Origin of the sequence: Mycobacterium sp. B14F4 (assembly GCF_039871645.1) — a bacterium.
Lineage (GTDB): Bacteria > Actinomycetota > Actinomycetes > Mycobacteriales > Mycobacteriaceae > Mycobacterium.
In genome coordinates this window covers 168,870-185,629 of record NZ_JBDPMF010000002.1, presented here as the reverse complement: position 1 = coordinate 185,629, position 16,760 = coordinate 168,870, and the positions used below count along the sequence as shown (strand labels likewise).

General features: G+C 65.2%; 17 protein-coding genes and 3 pseudogenes. 14 read left to right on the top strand and 6 right to left on the bottom strand.

Translation table 11 applies throughout. The features are described 5' to 3' along the window. Positions 1–181 precede the first annotated feature (181 nt). Positions 182–853: a hypothetical protein gene (locus ABGB19_RS06030; protein WP_347684980.1), complete on the top strand. Its 672-nt coding sequence runs from the start codon at positions 182–184 to the stop codon at positions 851–853. Between the two features lie 212 nt (positions 854–1,065). Here the strand turns inward: ABGB19_RS06030 and ABGB19_RS06025 are convergent, their stop codons facing one another. After that, positions 1,066–1,563: a class I SAM-dependent methyltransferase gene (locus tag ABGB19_RS06025; RefSeq protein WP_347684979.1), complete on the bottom strand. Its 498-nt coding sequence runs from the start codon at positions 1,561–1,563 to the stop codon at positions 1,066–1,068. On the opposite strand from ABGB19_RS06025, the pseudogene ABGB19_RS06020 reads away from it, so the two are divergent. From ABGB19_RS06020 to ABGB19_RS06010, 3 genes and pseudogenes are all read left to right on the top strand, one after another. After that, positions 1,562–1,900, top strand: a pseudogene (locus tag ABGB19_RS06020) (class I SAM-dependent methyltransferase); the annotation flags it as partial. The gene ABGB19_RS06025 and the pseudogene ABGB19_RS06020 sit on opposite strands and share 2 nt — an antisense overlap. A gap of 31 nt (positions 1,901–1,931) precedes the next feature. Then, positions 1,932–2,420, top strand: a complete 489-nt coding sequence (locus ABGB19_RS06015; RefSeq protein ID WP_347684978.1) for a hypothetical protein — start codon at positions 1,932–1,934, stop codon at positions 2,418–2,420. Between the two features lie 309 nt (positions 2,421–2,729). After that, entirely contained in the window at positions 2,730–3,089 is a 360-nt protein-coding gene (locus ABGB19_RS06010) for a hypothetical protein (RefSeq protein ID WP_347684977.1), read from the top strand. Between the two features lie 440 nt (positions 3,090–3,529). Here ABGB19_RS06010 and ABGB19_RS06005 read toward each other — a convergent pair whose 3' ends face one another. Beyond that, positions 3,530–6,277, bottom strand: a complete 2,748-nt coding sequence (locus ABGB19_RS06005) for a VCBS domain-containing protein (RefSeq protein ID WP_347684976.1) — start codon at positions 6,275–6,277, stop codon at positions 3,530–3,532. Positions 6,278–6,730: 453 nt separating this feature from the next. Between ABGB19_RS06005 and ABGB19_RS06000 the strand changes: the two genes are divergently transcribed. The 8 genes from ABGB19_RS06000 (at position 6,731) to ABGB19_RS05965 (ending at position 13,255) form a co-directional block, all read left to right on the top strand. Further along, positions 6,731–8,398 carry a carboxylesterase family protein gene (locus ABGB19_RS06000; protein WP_347684975.1) on the top strand — a complete coding sequence of 556 codons (1,668 nt, stop codon included), beginning with the start codon at positions 6,731–6,733 and terminating at the stop codon, positions 8,396–8,398. Between the two features lie 175 nt (positions 8,399–8,573). After that, complete coding sequence (locus ABGB19_RS05995) at positions 8,574–8,852, top strand: DUF732 domain-containing protein (protein ID WP_347684974.1); 279 nt, start codon at positions 8,574–8,576, stop codon at positions 8,850–8,852. A gap of 77 nt (positions 8,853–8,929) precedes the next feature. After that, complete coding sequence (locus ABGB19_RS05990) at positions 8,930–9,907, top strand: alpha/beta hydrolase family protein (protein WP_347684973.1); 978 nt, start codon at positions 8,930–8,932, stop codon at positions 9,905–9,907. 339 nt (positions 9,908–10,246) lie between these two features. Then, entirely contained in the window at positions 10,247–10,375 is a 129-nt protein-coding gene (locus ABGB19_RS05985; protein ID WP_347684972.1) for a hypothetical protein, read from the top strand. A gap of 166 nt (positions 10,376–10,541) precedes the next feature. Then, positions 10,542–10,850 carry an STAS domain-containing protein gene (locus ABGB19_RS05980; RefSeq protein ID WP_347684971.1) on the top strand — a complete coding sequence of 103 codons (309 nt, stop codon included), beginning with the start codon at positions 10,542–10,544 and terminating at the stop codon, positions 10,848–10,850. Between the two features lie 32 nt (positions 10,851–10,882). Beyond that, positions 10,883–11,332: an ATP-binding protein gene (locus ABGB19_RS05975; protein WP_347684970.1), complete on the top strand. Its 450-nt coding sequence runs from the start codon at positions 10,883–10,885 to the stop codon at positions 11,330–11,332. A 94-nt stretch (positions 11,333–11,426) separates the two neighbouring features. Beyond that, a complete protein-coding gene (locus ABGB19_RS05970) occupies positions 11,427–11,846 on the top strand; it encodes an STAS domain-containing protein (protein ID WP_347684969.1) in 420 nt (139 codons plus the stop codon). 392 nt (positions 11,847–12,238) lie between these two features. Next, entirely contained in the window at positions 12,239–13,255 is a 1,017-nt protein-coding gene (locus ABGB19_RS05965; RefSeq protein WP_347684968.1) for a YncE family protein, read from the top strand. A 22-nt stretch (positions 13,256–13,277) separates the two neighbouring features. Here the strand turns inward: ABGB19_RS05965 and ABGB19_RS05960 are convergent. The 3 genes and pseudogenes from ABGB19_RS05960 to ABGB19_RS05950 form a co-directional block, all read right to left on the bottom strand. Further along, positions 13,278–13,466 (bottom strand): annotated as a pseudogene (locus tag ABGB19_RS05960) (helix-turn-helix domain-containing protein); the annotation flags it as partial. Further along, positions 13,424–13,558, bottom strand: a complete 135-nt coding sequence (locus tag ABGB19_RS05955) for a hypothetical protein (protein ID WP_347685685.1) — start codon at positions 13,556–13,558, stop codon at positions 13,424–13,426. The pseudogene ABGB19_RS05960 and the gene ABGB19_RS05955, both read right to left, overlap by 43 nt. Then, complete coding sequence (locus ABGB19_RS05950; RefSeq protein WP_347684967.1) at positions 13,555–14,451, bottom strand: alpha/beta hydrolase; 897 nt, start codon at positions 14,449–14,451, stop codon at positions 13,555–13,557. Before ABGB19_RS05950 ends, ABGB19_RS05955 begins: the two co-directional genes overlap by 4 nt. Positions 14,452–14,554: 103 nt before the next feature. On the opposite strand from ABGB19_RS05950, the pseudogene ABGB19_RS05945 reads away from it, so the two are divergent. Together ABGB19_RS05945 and ABGB19_RS05940 are read left to right on the top strand one after the other, a co-directional pair. Continuing rightward, a pseudogene (locus ABGB19_RS05945) lies at positions 14,555–15,923 on the top strand (cation:dicarboxylase symporter family transporter). A 160-nt stretch (positions 15,924–16,083) separates the two neighbouring features. Further along, positions 16,084–16,377: a hypothetical protein gene (locus ABGB19_RS05940; protein WP_347684966.1), complete on the top strand. Its 294-nt coding sequence runs from the start codon at positions 16,084–16,086 to the stop codon at positions 16,375–16,377. A 54-nt stretch (positions 16,378–16,431) separates the two neighbouring features. Here ABGB19_RS05940 and ABGB19_RS05935 read toward each other — a convergent pair whose 3' ends face one another. Continuing rightward, complete coding sequence (locus tag ABGB19_RS05935) at positions 16,432–16,740, bottom strand: hypothetical protein (protein WP_347684965.1); 309 nt, start codon at positions 16,738–16,740, stop codon at positions 16,432–16,434. Positions 16,741–16,760: the final 20 nt, after the last annotated feature.

The following is a 16,760-nucleotide window of genomic DNA, read 5'->3' as shown; positions in this document are numbered from 1 at the left end:
GACAACCACGCGTTCGCGGCGCTGAGCCGCAGCTCTGACGTCCTGCCCGATTGACGGGCTGTGAAACCGTCGTGGGTGCTGGCGCAGTCAGGCAGACTGGCTACATGAAAACCGAGCTTGTCAGGTTGCTTATTTCAACAGCTGCCTCGACGCACACACCGCGAAGAATCGCAGCATCGTTATGAGCGTCACGACCGTACTGACCACCACTCTCGTGCCGTTCGCGTCAGTGGTGTCAACGGCGACCGTGGCCATCTGGACGAAGCGGCTGGACACGAAAACCAAGCGAGAAGAAAGAATGCACGCACTGGTCCTCGACTATGAGAAGCGAGCAGGCGAGGACAAGAAGGCCGCGTTGAAGAACCTCATCTCCGCGACCCTTCGTGTGAAGCGAGGAGCAGAACCACGCGCAGGGACCGAAGTCACGGAAGAGACCACCGGTCAACGGCGTGTGGATGCCCTCAGAGAGTTGTACGAATTCCGCGGGCGGCTGGGACTCGACGACGGAATCGCCGAGCTGATGATTTATGCGTCAGCGCCGGTACGCGAGCTCACCGAATTGGTGCTCGACGAATGGGACCGCCAATTCCGCGAGCACGGCTACTCGTTGTCTCAGCTGGATGCCTGCAAGAGGCAACTGGTCAAGACTGCCGCCGACGCCCCGCCAGACGATGTGGCAATCCTCAGCGGTGAGGAGAAGTGGTGTGCGCTGAAGGAAGAAGAATACTTGTGGCTCAAGAGACTCGGCGACGTGTCAGACCTCGACGTCGACGCGCTGGTGGACCTGTGCAACCAAGTTTTGAAGGCCGCCCATATGGACTTGCGTGGGGGCTACGGGATTGCGACGGAATAAGTTTCCGTGGCCACCCCTGCCTGGCACCGCCCGCTCTGACTACTTCGACGGCGGCCGCTGCCATTGTGATCTTGTTACCCGGCAATTGGTTAGATGTGTCTTCGCCGCCTGGATTCCCGCATCACAGCGGCCCTAGCCGCGCCTTTAGGGTGAACCGGGCCGCCACAAGCTGCGCGACCACGTTGTCGGGCTCAAGGAAGTACCCGTCGAGTTCAACGGCACTGGCCGAACCAGCTCGCGAAGTGGTTGACGGCGCCGGCGGCAAACTCGGGGCTATCGACGTGAAAGACGAGCAATAGCCATCCTCCTGGCCGTATCACGCGGGCGAACTCGTGGCATGTGATCGAGCACAGCGACACTGCACCTGCCCAGGCATTGTCTGCAACCGGCAGGTTCAGCATCGAAGCCACCGTGAAACTTAAGCTGGGGGCATGCCGGCGAGCTATTTCGATCATCGCCGAAGAGAGGTCGAGGCCGATGATCTCTTTGTGTCGTTGTGCTAGGAAGTGAGTGATATGCCCAGGCCCACAACCGATGTCGCAGATGAGCCCCGGGCCGGCCAAATCTGCGAATGCCGTCAGAAGGGCACGGTCTAGGGGCTTGGCGTCAAGTTTATCGGCGAACGCGGCATTGTATGCAGCTGCGACCGCATCATAGATTGCCCGAGCACCGACGGCTGGATTCTTGTCGCCTCTGACTTCATTGGGCATGGCGCGAGATCATCGGCCGCCAGCCCGTCCTGGTCCTCGAGCCGTACCGATGCAAGAATTAGCTCGCCCCTTCCCTGTCGGCCGGAATCGGCGGAGGCTGATGGCCATGACGGATGACATGTGGGGGACCGGCGACTATCGGGCAGTAGCAGAGAAGGTGACGTCCATCGCCGACGTGCTGGTTCGGCGGGCGGGCATCGAAGCGGGGATGGCCGTGCTGGACGTCGCGTGCGGCACCGGCAACGCATCCATCCCGGCGGCCAGGTTGGGGGCGCGAGTATGCGGCTTGGACTTTTCCCCGGGCCTGATCGCGATTGCACGACAACGCGGCGCGGACGCCAACGTGGAGATCGACTGGCGGGAAGGCGATGCCCAGTCCCTTCCATTCGAGGACGAGCTTCGACCGAGTCATCTCCGCGATTGGACACATGTTCGCGCCCGACCACAAGCGGACCGCGGACGAACTGCTCCGTGTGTGCCGACCCGAGGGTCGCATTGCGGTCGCCTGCTGGACGCCACGGGGCGCCATCGGCGAGATGTTCAAGCGCCTCGGCGCGATTTCTCCAGCGCCGCCGGAGGGCTCCCAGCCGCCGGTGCTGTGGGGCACTGAAGAGCATGTGCGTGAGTTGCTCGGTGACTCAGTTGAATTCGAGCGGCATAACGTCGATTTCGACGAACCCTCGCCCGAGAGCTATGCCGATTTCATGCTGGCCAGCTTTCCTCCGTTGATCGCCATGCGAGCCCAACTCGGCGACGAGCTGGTGCGCGAGACCTACCTCGGTTGGGCCACAGAGGTAAATGAGGCCGACGACGGGACCCTGCGCTTCCGCGGCGAGTACTTGGTGTCGGTGACCTAACGGCAGATTCGTCGGAGCCGAGGACTCCGCCGAATCCGTTGTGGCGAGCCGGTTCTCAAAATCCGCCCAGTGTCTGTTCGAGTCCGACTGGCGGCACCGATGGCGCCGAGAGCCAGCGGTGCTAGGGCACCATGCCAGTCTGCCGGGGGCGTGCTCAGATTGCTCCGCACCACGATCTGTTTACGCGCAGATTCTCTGCGGAGAAACGGCGGCTCGGGCAGAGCGGATTGGAGTAGTCAACTACCCCATACAGAGGCGTCCACTCGACAGAACAAAATTTCGCACTCACCAAACACGCAAGGAGGAGCCATGGCGAGAGTCGCCGACTACGTAATCATCCGCGACACGTGGAAACTTGACATGGGTGGCACAAACCCAATCACATTCACCCTTCCAGACAATGTTCACATCGGATCGCGATCCGTGTTGAACTTCATGTTCGACGTCGACACATCCGGGGACATGATCTTGGAGATCCTCATCAACGGGACTCAGGTGTGGAACTGGAAGGCCAGCGGCGCCCAAGAGCCACCAATCCGGTGCATCCAGGAAGTGGTTCGCGCCGATATCCTCAAGCCGGGTGAGAATATCTTCCAGTGGCACACCGCCGGTACTTGGCGGGCCACCTTGCTTTCCGACATCGTCCTCTGGTTTCAGGTAAACATTTAGCGGACGAGCTCAGTACTGAAGAGCCTCAGCGGGCAGCACGGTTACGCTCATCACCCGTTGTTGTCCGTTGAATTCCTTCTTCTTCTCTTCTTCGCACCGGTTGTCGTGTCATCGCATTCTTGTGCACCGTGGAGACCTGTCCTCAAAGCTCGGCCCGTCCATCTACCGTCTCCGAACCCGAGCATGGGGTCACCCGCCATGGCGTCCGCCGGCCCTATCGGTTTCGATCGTCGTGCTCGACGACGTTGTAATGTGTTCGTAGGCCGGTGATTAAGCCGCTTCGAAGCTCTCCGAACTCGACCGTGGAGATGGTGCGCGATTCGATGATGTCAACCAGCCATCGGGCACGCCCAAATTTGTGCAGCGGCCTGAACAGCGGAAGGTTCTCCGTCGGGCCACGACCGTGGCTACGGTCAGCAACGCGATGCGGATCGAGCGAGCTAGCCGGCAGAGGCCTGGTGAACACCGCCAAGGTCGATCAAACGCACTGACGCATCTGTGCCGGGCGCACCGACGTCGGTCACGTCAGCCAGAATGAAGCATTGCGCAGGCTGCGGAAACGGAATGATCGGCGCAATCACTTCGACTGTGTAGAAGCTGTCGTTGACCTGCGCGGCGATGTCGAACGCGACCTCCCGGACGGTGCCCTGGCGCGCCTCCGCCGACGGTGTGAAGGTCCACTTCCCGGTGACGGAATCGACCGTCACCGTTCCGAACTCGCCCGCACCGCTGTCGATCAGGAACGTGACCGAATCATCTGCGTCGGTTACATTGATAAATCCGAACACCCGCCCGTCCAGGTCCTGTCCGTCGATGGTGAAACCTGGCTCACCGACCACGGTGGGAAAGTCGTCTCCGATGACCCGGATCGCGGATGCGCTTGGATCGGCGACGAACGCCCTGCCGTCAAGCGAGACGCCCACGCTGGTCGCCGACCCGGTGTAGACCGTCTCGACGATTTCGCGGGTGGCCAACTCGACGACCGATACCGTCCCGTCGGCCTTGTTCGCGACGTAGCCGCGCACGCCATCATGGTCCACCGCCACACCGACTGCACCCCTGCCGACCTCGACGGAGCCCATGACGCTCCAGTCGGCTTCACCCGTTTCTCCACCGCTCGTGTCGATGACTACCAGCCTATCGGCGCCTTGCTCGTTGGTGACCGTGACGTAGAGCCTGTCGGCGCTGGTGGTGATGGCCGTCGGGCGCCCGCCGAGGTCGATGGTTTGCGTGACCCCCACCGCGACACCGGGCGCGGTCGTCGTCATTGTGCGGGCTGAGCCGAGGTCGGTAAACACCGCCAGGCGCGAGATGCCGCTTTCGGTCGTGCCGGCGATCTCGGTGCGTGTGGTCGTCTCCGTGACGACGGCGACTCGCCGCACCCGTTCTCCGTCCAGCTCGACAGTGGTCTGCGTGCCTGTCGTCCTGTCGGTGAACGTAAGCTTGCCATCGGAGCCCGTCGTGAGGACGTAATCACTGCCTCGCACGACTAGAAGATCCTCTGGTGCCGAGGGCAAGTCGGCGATTCTGGTCACCGATGTCAACGCCCCGTCGAGGTCAATCCTGTATGAAGCGTCGGCCGACACCGCCCACGCGGTGTCGTTGTCCTCCGTGCGAACGATGAGCGGATTGAAGTCGAGATCGACGACCGTCACGGTCTTATCGGAGTCGACGACGGTCAGCGTCGGCGTCGAGGGGTCGGTGACGAGCACGGTGCCGTCGAGCGTGACAACCACTTCGGTGGGCACCTCAGTGAGTTCGATGCTGTCGACCACCGTCGCTGCCGCGGGCGTGATGGGTGCGCTGAGCCCGATGCTTGTAGGTAATCTCCCGTCGGTCGCCGTGACCGTGAATGACACCGCGTCTTCTGCCGAGGTTTGGGCGGCTCGCAGCCGGGCCGCATTCGACGGCACGTACGTCCATCTCCCGCTGTCAGCGTTGATCGCCACCGTCCCGAGCGTGGAGTCGATCGGGGTGACCGAGTACGTCACCTCGTCGTTGTCGGCGTCAGTAGCCTTTACCGTGCCGGTCACTACGCCTGTGATTTCGTTGACGGCCGGCGGACCGGAACTCTCGAAGACCGGCGCCTCGTTGGGTCCCGCCGGAACTGTGACACTAACGGTCGCGATCGTCGAGTGCCCACCGTCCGGCCTGAAGAAGCCAAGGAGTCCGTGAAGGTGAAAACCTCGGTCCTGAATGGCGACTCGGAACGTGTGAGTCCCTGCAGCTCCGGGCGAATAGCTGAAGGCGCCGGTCTCCTCATCGACCGTCACCTCTCCTTGAGTCGGAGGGGTGACTAGCCGGAAGTTCAACCGGTCCCCGTCGGGGTCGGATCCGATTGTGCCCCTGATCACCCCAGCCGCATCAGGCTCGGACACAACGACACTCGGTGCCGGAGCATTATTTAAAAAGAAGCTTTTGACGCGACGCACCGCGATCCAGGCCAACTCCAGGATTCTCGAGATCGGCGACACTGGAGTGCCGGGTGCGGTCGCTGCCGGGGCAAGGCCGACGAGCGCGAGCAAGCCGGCGACGATACGCACCGGCACCGCGAGGATCGCTTCGATCGGCGAAAGCGCAGCGACGCTTACGATTCTGGTTGTGGCCGACGGGTCCTCGGTTGCCGCGGTCGTGGCCGTGAGGTGCATCTGTCCGGACGGGTCGGCAGAGGCGAAGCCAACTGCAGCGTAATCGATCTCATTCACAGAATATGATGTATCTGCCCCGATGTGACTGGAGGGTGCATCGCTGCGCGCCACGTCGGCGTCCGCTCCGGTTGACGACGTGAGATCGTCGTCAGCCGCGGGTGGTGCGTCATAGGTCATGGCGGTTTCAAGCGACGAGTCGGGATTTTCAGCGTTGTCGTCATGCTGGTCGATCGCCGCGCCAGGCTCGGGAGGCTCATCGTCGATCACGGTCTCGAACTCGTCGGCGGGCGGGTCCTCGGAAGTGTGGGTGTTAGCGCCACCGGAAGCAGAGAGCGACGTTTCCGGTGCCGAGGCATTGCCGCCGGCGGCCGGGCCGGACTGCGAGCCGTTACTTTGACCCGTGCCCGCGATGACCTCTGCGGGCTCGCGGGATGTCGGAGTCCCCCCTTCCGCCGTGGCTGACTCCGTCGACGGTTCTGGCGGCGAGCCCCCCGCATCAGTCTCGGCGCTGGCGACCCCGTGCCCCGTGGTCACTGCCACACCCAGTCCAACGGCCAAAGTAAAGCGACCCAGCCGCGACGCATTTCTCGAATTACCCACGTTCGCATCTCCGCGCAGGGGTAGAAGGACACCCCGACAATCCGTCGGCCGTCGCGGCCGGCTAGCACGAATTTACGACGCGGCTGCGACCAGCGAGAGCGGAATGCGGCAAAATTAGCGCCGACGTAAAAGGATAAGAAAGACCTGATCGGCTCAGTATTTTCGGTCTTCTGTGTCTAGAGAGCTAACCACATTGTCATTTGATTTCGAGGGCCTCGAATTGAGCGAGTTCGTCGAGCGTTGCCAAAATCATCACAGGTGCGGCAGCGCAATTGTGCGCCAACCTGGTGAACGCTGTTTTTGCCACTGCGGGCCCGCCGGTCGCGTTCGTTACTACTTCGAGTCCAGCAAGCGGCGATCCCCCCACCCACTCTGAGTCGGGGCGAGTGCCCGGTGAAGCCGATCATGCGGCCAGAATGGGTCATGCGCTTCAGATCGCAGGCTTGCCGCGCCCCGAGTGCGCCCACGAGTCTGCTCTCGGTCGCCCTCGTCTGCGCTCTGTTGCTGACGGGCTGCTCCGACAACGCATCCACCACGTACGGGAGCTCGCCGGAAATCGTAGCCAGAGTGACGATTAGCGACGGTGAGCTCGAAGGCTCCGTCGTGGGGGGTGCGCGCCAGTTTCTCGGCATACCTTTCGCCAAGCCGCCGGTGGGCGATCTTCGATTCAAGCTGCCACAGAAGAACGACCCCTGGCGAAGCAAACGAGACGCCACGCAATGGGGCAACCGCTGTGCGCAGCGTGCCTCAGCGGTGCTGATGTCGGCCGCGAGCGAACACGAGGACTGCCTGTACTTGAATGTGTGGGCTCCCGAGCCGGCGCCCGCCGAACCGCTGCCCGTCATGGTATGGATCCACGGCGGCGGCAATGAGAACTGGTCGGCGTCCGAACCGGTGCCGTACGCAAGTGATGGTTACCTCTACAGCGGACAAGTGTTGGCGGAGAGTGGCGTTGTCGTCGTTAGCGTCAACTACCGACTCGGTGTGTTCGGGTTCCTCGCAGACCCGGTGCTCGCCCGGGAGGGGGGCTCCAATCCGGGCAACCAAGGTCTTTTCGATCAGGTGATGGCACTCGAGTGGGTCAAGAACAACATCGCCGACTTTGGCGGAGATCCCAACCGAGTCACCATCTTCGGGCAATCCGCGGGAGCGACCGACGTATGCTTCCACGTCGCTTCTCCCATCACTCGACCATTCTTCCGTGCCGCCATCGGCCAAAGTGGTGGTTGCACGTTGAGAACCACCACCGCAGCCGAGGGCGCCGCCACTGCGGCCGGCTTCGCCCACGCACTCGGCTGCGACGACATCGCCTGCCTGCGAGGCAAGTCGGTGAGCGAACTGCTCGCAACACCGAACGACGGCAGCCCCGCGCCGGTATTCGGGCCGGTCGTCGACGGCGTCTTCCTTCCGGACCAGCCCCGGGCGCTCTACGACCGAGGTGAGATCGCCAAGGTGCCGTATCTACTCGGAAGCAACAGCGACGAAGGCACGATGTTCTTCACCAGACCCATAACCGACGCCCGCGAATACACGGCCGCGCTTGTCGAGGCATTTCCGCGTGCCGGCGAGACGTCGGCCGACTCCGGTGAGCGGGTGCAGCCGATCGAGGCGATGTACCCGGTGCGCGCTTTCCCGAATGGGCAGCCCACCCCCACGACGGCCGCGGTGGCTCGTGTGATCGGTGACGCGCGTCTGGTCTGCCCCACCTACGACACCGCTGTTCGGGCGGCCGCCGCCGGAAGCCCGGTGTGGATGTACAACTTCTCCATCGGGGCCTCGCGAGGTGGATTGGGTGCTGCGCACGGCTCTGAGCTGCCGTTCGTGTTCGGCACCGCGGAATCATTCGAACCGCTCATGCAAGCCGTCGCTGAGCGCATTCAGCGCTACTGGATCAACATGGCGCAGAGTGGCAACCCCAACCGCGGTGACGACACGGACTGGCCCCGCTTCTCCGGCGCCGCGCCCGTGCGACTGGATATCGGCGCGACGGACAACACCGTCTTCGATTTTCGGGTCAAAGAATGCGAGTTCTGGCGCGGCGTCTACGACAGAGGCCTCTGATCCTTCAATCCGTGCAGCACCTTCGGCGTGCATAGCCAGTCTAATCACAGGGTAGTGTTGGGCTGGACCGTCACCGCAGACGCAGGAGCGTACGGGGGTCCGCTCGGTCTGCATCGTTCTCCGCGTCCAACTCGAGCAGGGCGGCGGAGGTGAAAGCCTTCCCTGAGGAGTACTCGTGCGTCATCTCATCGGACTGCTGACCGCCATGGCCGCCGCCGTCGCCCTCGCCTCACCGGCGTCGGCCGACCAGGCGGAGTTCATCCGCAAGATCCAGTCGCAGTACGTCTTCCTGACCGCGGACCAGCTGATCTCGATAGGGCATGAGATCTGCGCGGCAGCCCGCAGCGGCGTGCCCGCTTCGGACTCCGTGATGATGGTGCGCAACGAACTGGGGATGTCGGTCCCCAGGGCCGGCGACGTCGTCAGCACCGCCGTCGTCGAACTCGGCTGCTGAGCAATCAGATAACAAGCTGATCAACCGGCGCGCGCCGCAGGGACGCGGGTGCGGCGGCGCTGTTAGTTTGCGCTGCAATGGGCAAGCTGAGAATCGGTACGGTGTGCGCGGTGCTGGCCGCTGCGCTGGTGGTGTTCGGCGGCGTGGTGGCCGAAACGCCTCCCGCAGCAGCGTATTCCCGTGACGGGCTGCCGGTGGAATCGCTCGACGTGCCGTCGCCGTCGATGGGACGCAACATCCGGGTGCAATTCCAGGGCGGTGGAGCACATTCGGTGTACCTGCTCGACGGGCTGCGCGCGCAGGAGGACGCCAACGGCTGGGACATCAACACCGCCGCGTTCGAGTGGTTCCACGGGTCGGGTGTCTCGGTGGTGATGCCCGTCGGCGGGCAGTCCAGCTTCTACACCGACTGGTACCAGCCGGCGGCGGGCAGCGCGGGGACCGTGACCTACAAGTGGGAGACGTTCCTGACCCAGGAACTGCCTGCGTGGCTGGCCGCGAACCGGGGTCAGGCGCCGACCGGCAACGCGGTGGTGGGCGTGTCGATGTCGGGCAGCGCGGCGCTGACGCTGGCCGTCTGGCATCCGACGCAGTTCATCTTCGCCAGTTCGCTGTCGGGCTACCTCAACCCGTCAATGGGACTGTGGCCCACGCTGATCGGCTTCTCGATGAAGGACGCGGGCGGTTTCAGCGCGACAAACATGTGGGGGCCGACGTCGGATCCCGCGTGGCGCCGCAACGATCCGATGGTCAACATCACAACGCTGGTCGCCAACAACACGGCGCTGTGGATCTACTGCGGCAACGGCGCGACGTCCGAACTCGACGACGGGGCCAACTTCGGCGCCCAGTACAGCGCGCAGTTCCTGGAGAACATCACCTTGTCGACCAACAAGGAATTCCAGCAGAAGTATCTTGCCGCCGGCGGTCGCAACGGCGTCTTCAACTTCCCGCCGGACGGGACCCACAGTTGGGGCTACTGGGGCGCCCAGCTGCAGGCGATGAAGCCGGACCTGGTGCGCATCATCGCGGGGACACCGCCGCCGCCACCCTGATCAGGCGCCGACGAGCCCGTCGCCGAAGTGGCGCTCGAGCCGCCTTCGCGGCGAGAACTTCTCCGGCGGCCCGTACCGGTTGACCACCAACATCTGGAATCGCCTCGACAAGGGGGATTCGTCACCGACGCGATACTGGACACCGGATCCCACCACCGGTGGTCCCGCGCTGCTCGGGGACCACGCCCGCGCCCGTCGCGCCCGCCCGCGCCGCCGGCAAGACGTCGCAGGAGAACGTCGGCGCGCCCGGCACCGCGGTGTGGGGCGCACTGGCCAAGCGATTCCCGGCCCGGCGTCGACGAGGCGCCGCCGTCCGGGCGGGCGGCCTGGGTCGACACCGTGTCCAATCGCCGCGACGGCCAGTTCCTCGGCATCACCGAGGCGAACACCACCGGTGACGGCCTGACGACGTGGAGTAGCCGCGAGGTCAAACACGGGCCGGGGATGTCCTACATTTTGCTGCCATGACCGGCGCGGACGGGTGCCCGACGATGCAAACGCTCGGCGAAGTCGCTACCCTGTTGCCCGGGTTCAGACTGCAGCCTCGCGAGATCGGTCATGGCCGCTTCGGTGGTTGCTGAACAAGAGGTGAGGGTTGGACGGACAGCTTTGTACCGAGAACTGGGTGGGACGTGTGGCGGTGGTCGCCGCGTCCGGCGATCTCGACATGCTCACAGCTCCGCAGCTCAGAGACGCGGTCGAGGCGGCCCTGAGCAAGAAACCTGAGGGCCTGATCGTCGACCTGACCAAGGTTGAGTTTCTGGGCTCCGCCGGGATGCAGGTGCTGATGGAGGCCCACAACCAGACCGACGGCACAGACACCCGGTTCGCTGTCGTCGCCGAGGGTCCGGCCACCAGTCGCCCACTGAAGATCACCGGCATCGCCGACCTGATCGACCTGTTCTCCTCGCTGGATGTGGCGCTCGACAACTTCGCTGCATGATCGAGAAGCCGACGGGGTAATCAGTCGTCACCATGAACGATCCGACGGAACTTGGTTTTTCGAGCAACGGTCCCGCTGACGCCCAGACCGTGGCCGAGTTCCGCAACGCCTTGGCGCGGTGGCTGCGCGAGAACTTCGCACTCGACGCCGAGCGCTTCAACGACGTGCTGCTCGCCGTCAACGAGGCGCTCACCAACGCCGCCGAGTTCGCCTATGTCACGTCGACTGAGCCCGGCACCATGACCGTGACCGCACGTTATGACGGGGCCGACCGGCGGCTGGTGGCGGTCGTCAGCGACCACGGCACCTGGCTCGAGAAGCAGCCCGACGGCAAGCCCAACACCCGAGGGCGCGGCATTCAGTTGATGCGCGCCCTGGCCGACCGGGCGACCATCGAGCGCGAGCCGTTCGGCACCCGCGTCGAGCTGGAGTTCCACGGTTGCCCACTCATTTCGCAGGAGCCGTACGCCACCTCGGCATAGAGGGTGTTTGGCCGGCTGCCGTCGGGGGAACACGTCCGTTTGCTGTGAGCAACACCACAGGAAGCGAGCGTGGCATGGGTGAGAAGGTCTGAGAATGACCGTCGCGGCTATCCACCGACCGCCGCCCCCACCAGGGCGGCGGTTGTCTGTCCGCGCGAGCACGTGGGCGAGCGAAAAGTCCAAGCACATCACCGTCTCGGTGAGCGGTGAGATCGACGCCTGCAACGCCAAGGACTTCGCCGTCACGGTGTGTGAGGCGGTTGCCGGCGCCCGACGGGTCACCCTGGACCTATCCGATCTGGAATTCATCGCCTTCGACGGCGTGGCGGCACTGCACGCCGTCAATGCCCACCTGACGCGGTCAGAGGTGCCGTGGTCCGTGCTTCCCGGCACTGCGGTGACGCGCGTGCTCGAATTGTGCGATCCCGAGCGACTCATCCCGCTCGCACGGCCGAACCCGAACCGTTCGACGCCGCGCCCGAAGGCGACTCTGCGGCTCGTGACACCCGCCTAGCGTCAATTGCCGGCGTGTCGCATGTGATCTACCGCTCACTTTCGTCCTCAAAGCTAAGAATCCGTTTTCGAGGTTTACTGCGCAGATCACGCGGTGGTGATTGCGGAACGCGGGTAGGCGCATGTCATAGCCGTCGTCCGCGTTGCTCTCCCGGGATAACGAACGGGTAACGGAATGTTTTCTAAGCGATGTCTGAGAGGTTTCGGAAGCGTCTGAGCCGCTTGGCCTTTGCGACGCCGTAGCGCGTGTGTTTTCGTCGCTAGACTCGACCGCGATCGCGCCGCGCAGGCGCAGACTGACGTGAAATCTATCAGCCGGTGAACGTCATACCGGCGGAGGACCGAATGAATATGGCTAATTTTCTGATGCCACAGAGTACTTCCGATTCGCAAGTGACCAACGGGGCGCAAGCGGATCCGGTCGTCGCCTCACTGGGCGCGGTTTCGGTGCGGCGCGGGCCGATCGGCGAGATCGCCGCCGCCGGGCGGGGCATGACGCTGGTGACACATCCGGGCGACGACAGCGTGGCGCTGCTCAACGCGCGGACGCTGGCGGTCGAGGCGATCGTCGCGGTGCATGGGGAGCCGTTCGCCGTCGCCGTGACCGACGACCGTGCGTACGTCAGCACCTCGTCGTGGACCCACAAGGACGAGGTCACCGTCATCGACCCGGCGACGAGGACGGTGCTGCGGACCTATCCGCTGGCGTTCAGCATCACCGCGCTCGCGGCGAGCCCGGACGGCAAGCGGGTCTACGCCGGGCGCACCGGCGACGGCCACATCGACGTCGCGGTCATCGACGTCACCGCTGAGCGTGTCGGCACCATCAACATCGCGACCGGCGCGGGCATCGGCATCGACGCCCTCGAGGTCGACTCGACCGGTAAGCGCCTCTACGTCGCGACCACCGATGCCCGCGGCAGCGGTCTGGTCGTCGTCGAGCTCGAGACCGCGCGGGTCGAACGCGCAGTGCCCATCGGTGCGCCGATCCGCGACATCGCGATCGCCGACGGCACGGCCTACATGCTGACGTCCGACCGGGCCCGCGGCGGCGTGGTGAACGTCGTCGACCTGTCGACAGGCCGGATCACCGGCACGGTCGAACTCGGCGGTGCACCAACGCAACTCGCGATGGGTGCGGACAAGACCCGGGCCTACATCGTCGACTACGACCGCGTCGTGGTGCTGTGCGCGCTCACGCTCGACGTCGTCAGCACCATCACTCTGGGCAGCCAGCCGTCCAGCGTCGCGGTCGACGCGCACGCCGGTCGTCTGTACGTCGCCGACTACTCCGGTGGTGTGACGGTGTTCGCGATCGACACGACCGTGCCGCTGCTGTACTCGCAGTTCATGGCCACCGACCCGATCGTCGTTTCCGGGGTCCGCGAGCTGGAGCCGGCGACGGTCTGATGACGTTGCGGCGCAACGTCGGTCAGCGCCACAGGTAGCGGGTCTTGGGCCGGCCGGCCTTGCCGTAGTCGGTGTTCCTGGTGACCGTTCCGTCGTCGGCGAGCCGCTCGAGGTAGCGCCACGCCGTCACCCGCGAAACCCCGACCTGTTTGGCGACGGCGTCCGCGGTCAGCCCTTGCGCGGAATCCCGTATCGCGCGGGCGATCTCGTCAACCCGCTGCCCGCCAGGACCACCACCGCGATCACCAAAATCTGCAGGGCGATCGCCTGACCGGCCAGCGAGCGCGGCCACCACCTGCTCACCGCGCGGCCAGCTCCGCCGCCGCGACGGCGAACACGTCGTCGCCGGCACCGACGGCGATGAAGTGCCCGCCGCCCTCGACCTCGTGCCACACCGCTCCCGGCATCGCGTCGGCGACCTCTCTGTTGATCGCGTACGGGACGAGCGTGTCGTCGGTGCCCTGCCACATGTGCACCGGCCTCTGGATCGACCCGATGTCGAAAGCCCAACGGCGATAGAGTAGTTCAGCGTCACGCACCAGGCCGTTGCTGCCGTGGGCGAAGCATTCGGCCGTCGTCTGTGCGAAGGCGTCCTCGAATCCCGGCCGCGACAGCACAGCACGGTCGTAGTCGTTGACCGACTTGCGGAGTTGCTTGGCGAAGCTCTTGCGGAAGTGTTCGGCGGTGAGCCCGAGCGTCGCGTACATCAGCCGAAAGCCCGGCTCGAAATGCAGGGCGAGGAATCCGCCCAGGGCGTCGATCTTGGACAGGTGCCTGGCCGCCCAGTTGTCACCAAGAGCGCCGTAGCTTCCGCCGGCGATGCTGCTGACGTGGCGCAGCCGGGCCGGGTTGAGATAGGCGGCGGCGGCGAGCGCCCAGGGCCCGCCCTCCGACCAGCCGGTCACGCCGAACTCGCGGTAGCCCAACGCATCGGCGACCGTCGCGAGGTCCTCGGCCCAGCCCGCGTACGTGCGCGCCTCCTGCCCGGTCGACTGGCCCATGCCGGGCCGGTCGACGCAGACCAGCCGAATGCCGGCCCGCTCGGCGGGTTCGGCCAGCAGGTAGGCCTCGAATCTGCTGCTGGGACCGCCGTGGTTGTGAAGAACCAACGGCCCGTGCGGATCCCCGGACGCGAGATAGGACAGCCGCCGCCCGTCGCTCGTCGTCACCGCGGTGACCGCGCTTTCTCCAACCACGGCGCACCTTCCGCTGAACGTAATGAACTAAAGCGTGACCTGGCTCACGTACTGGCCGAACCTACTTGCAAGCCACATTCGATGTCGACCTGGAGGAAGCCGCATGACCGCCACCCTGGACCGCCCACCCGCCGCGCAGGAACCGCCCCGCAGGCGTGACCGCACGCACTGGCTGTACGTCGCGGTGATCGCGGCGGTGTTCGCCGGTGTCGCCGTCGGCATCCTGGCGCCCGGGGTCGGCAAGAGCGTCGGCGTACTGGGCACCATGTTCGTCGACCTGATCAAGATGATGATCGCGCCGGTGATCTTCTGCACGATCGTGCTGGGCATCGGGTCGGTGCGCAAAGCCGCCACCGTCGGCAAGGTCGGCGGCTTGGCGTTCGTCTACTGCCTGGTCATGTCGACCTTCGCGTTGGGCATCGGCCTCGTCGTCGGCAACGTGCTGCACCCCGGCACCGGCATGAACCTCACCGAGGGCGCGGCGGGCAAGGGCGCCGAACTCGCGGAGAAGGCGCACGAGGCCGGCGGGCTGATGGACTTCGTGCAGGGCATCATCCCGGACACGCTGTTCTCCTCGCTGACCGCGGGCAGCGTGCTGCAGGCCCTGTTCGTCGCGCTGCTCGTCGGTTTCGCCCTGCAGGCGATGGGCCGCTCGGGGGAGCCCATCCTGCGCGGCATCGAGAACCTGCAGAAGCTGGTGTTCAAGATCCTGGCGATGATCCTGTGGCTGGCCCCGATCGGCGCGTTCGGCGCGATCGCCAATGTCGTCGGCCAGACCGGCTGGACGGCGGTGACCCAGCTGCTGGGCCTGATGCTCGGGTTCTACATGACCTGCCTGGTGTTCGTGTTCGGCGTGCTGGGCGTCATGTTGCGGGCAGTTTTCGGGCGTGTCGATCTTCAAGCTGGTGCGGTACCTGGCCCGCGAGTACCTGCTGATCGTGTCCACCTCGTCCTCGGAGTCCGCGCTGCCGCGGCTGATCGCCAAGATGGAGCACCTCGGCGTCGACCGCAGCACGGTCGGGGTCGTGGTGCCGACCGGCTACTCGTTCAACCTGGACGGCACCGCGATCTATTTGACGATGGCGTCGCTGTTCATCGCGGGCGCCCTCGGCGACCCGCTGTCGCTGCCCGAGCAGATCGGTCTGCTGGTGTTCATGATCGTCGCGTCCAAGGGCGCCGCGGGCGTCACCGGCGCCGGCCTGGCCACGCTGGCCGGCGGCCTGCAGAGCCACCGCCCCGACCTGCTCGACGGCGTCGGCCTGATCGTCGGCATCGACCGGTTCATGTCCGAGGCGCGTGCGCTGACCAACTTCTCCGGCAACGCCGTGGCCACCCTGCTGGTCGGGTCGTGGACCAAGACAGTCGACCGGGACCGCGTCGACGCCGTACTGCGCGGCGACGATCCGTTCGACGAGTCGACGATGGTCGACGACGAGCACGCCGCGCGCACGCCGGAGCGCGTCCCCGCCTGACGCACCGCACCGAGACTGCGGGGAGATCGCCTCACACCGAGAGAACGCGGTCTCCCTGCGGTTTCGGCGTTCTCGAAATTGCTTTGAACCTTCCCCGCGGGTGTCCCGTCGTACCGCGTGAAGGCCACCGGGCCTTCACCACACGAAGGGAGGCGCGGGTATGCGCGCAACGCTGTTGGTACTGGCCGGGATTGCCGCGGCGGCCTGCGGGGCGATCGCCGCGCCCGCAGCCATCGCATCGGCGGCCGAGTCGGCGGAACTCACCATCGCCCAATTGGAGGCACAGGGTTTCGACGTCAAGGTCAACCGGATCGGGAGTGCACCGCTCGACGAGTGCTTCGTCACCGATATCCGAAACGCCCGTGAGCGAAAGGAATTCGTTCGGCGCGGCGACGACCTCATCCAGGTGGTCGCCGATCGTTCCATCACCGTCACCGCCGACTGCTCGCGGTAGGACGAACTCGGGTGTGGTCGGTCGTGCTCAGCGCGACCGGCCGCACCCGAATCCCTACTGGCCGGAGCAGTCCAGCGATACCGACACCGGCTGGCTGATGACCATCGGGAAGAGCACGCCGTCCTGGTTCCCGCCGAGAAGCGGCACCAGCTGAGTGAACTGCTGCTTGTTGCGGACGCTGGTGACGACGCACTCGTGGAGGGGGGCGGTGCCGATTTTGTCAATCCGTACGGTGTAGCCCTCGGACTGCAGCTTCTCGATGACTTCGGCCGCGGTCTCCTCCTGGGCCCACGCCACGGCGGCAGGGGCGGCGATCAGCCCGCAGACACCCGCAGCCGCGGCCAGTATCCGAATCGTCCGCATGGCCGACCTCCCGTCCCGTT

Coding starts and splice junctions, on each gene's coding strand:
- ABGB19_RS05970 (WP_347684969.1), top strand. CDS start 11,427: ATGACCGTCGCGGCTATCCACCGACCGCCGCCCCCACCAGGGCGGCGG.
- ABGB19_RS06015 (WP_347684978.1), top strand. CDS start 1,932: ATGCCCAGTCCCTTCCATTCGAGGACGAGCTTCGACCGAGTCATCTCC.
- ABGB19_RS06025 (WP_347684979.1), bottom strand. CDS start 1,563: ATGCCCAATGAAGTCAGAGGCGACAAGAATCCAGCCGTCGGTGCTCGG.
- ABGB19_RS05940 (WP_347684966.1), top strand. CDS start 16,084: ATGCGCGCAACGCTGTTGGTACTGGCCGGGATTGCCGCGGCGGCCTGC.
- ABGB19_RS06030 (WP_347684980.1), top strand. CDS start 182: ATGAGCGTCACGACCGTACTGACCACCACTCTCGTGCCGTTCGCGTCA.
- ABGB19_RS05990 (WP_347684973.1), top strand. CDS start 8,930: ATGGGCAAGCTGAGAATCGGTACGGTGTGCGCGGTGCTGGCCGCTGCG.
- ABGB19_RS05975 (WP_347684970.1), top strand. CDS start 10,883: ATGAACGATCCGACGGAACTTGGTTTTTCGAGCAACGGTCCCGCTGAC.
- ABGB19_RS06010 (WP_347684977.1), top strand. CDS start 2,730: ATGGCGAGAGTCGCCGACTACGTAATCATCCGCGACACGTGGAAACTT.
- ABGB19_RS05935 (WP_347684965.1), bottom strand. CDS start 16,740: ATGCGGACGATTCGGATACTGGCCGCGGCTGCGGGTGTCTGCGGGCTG.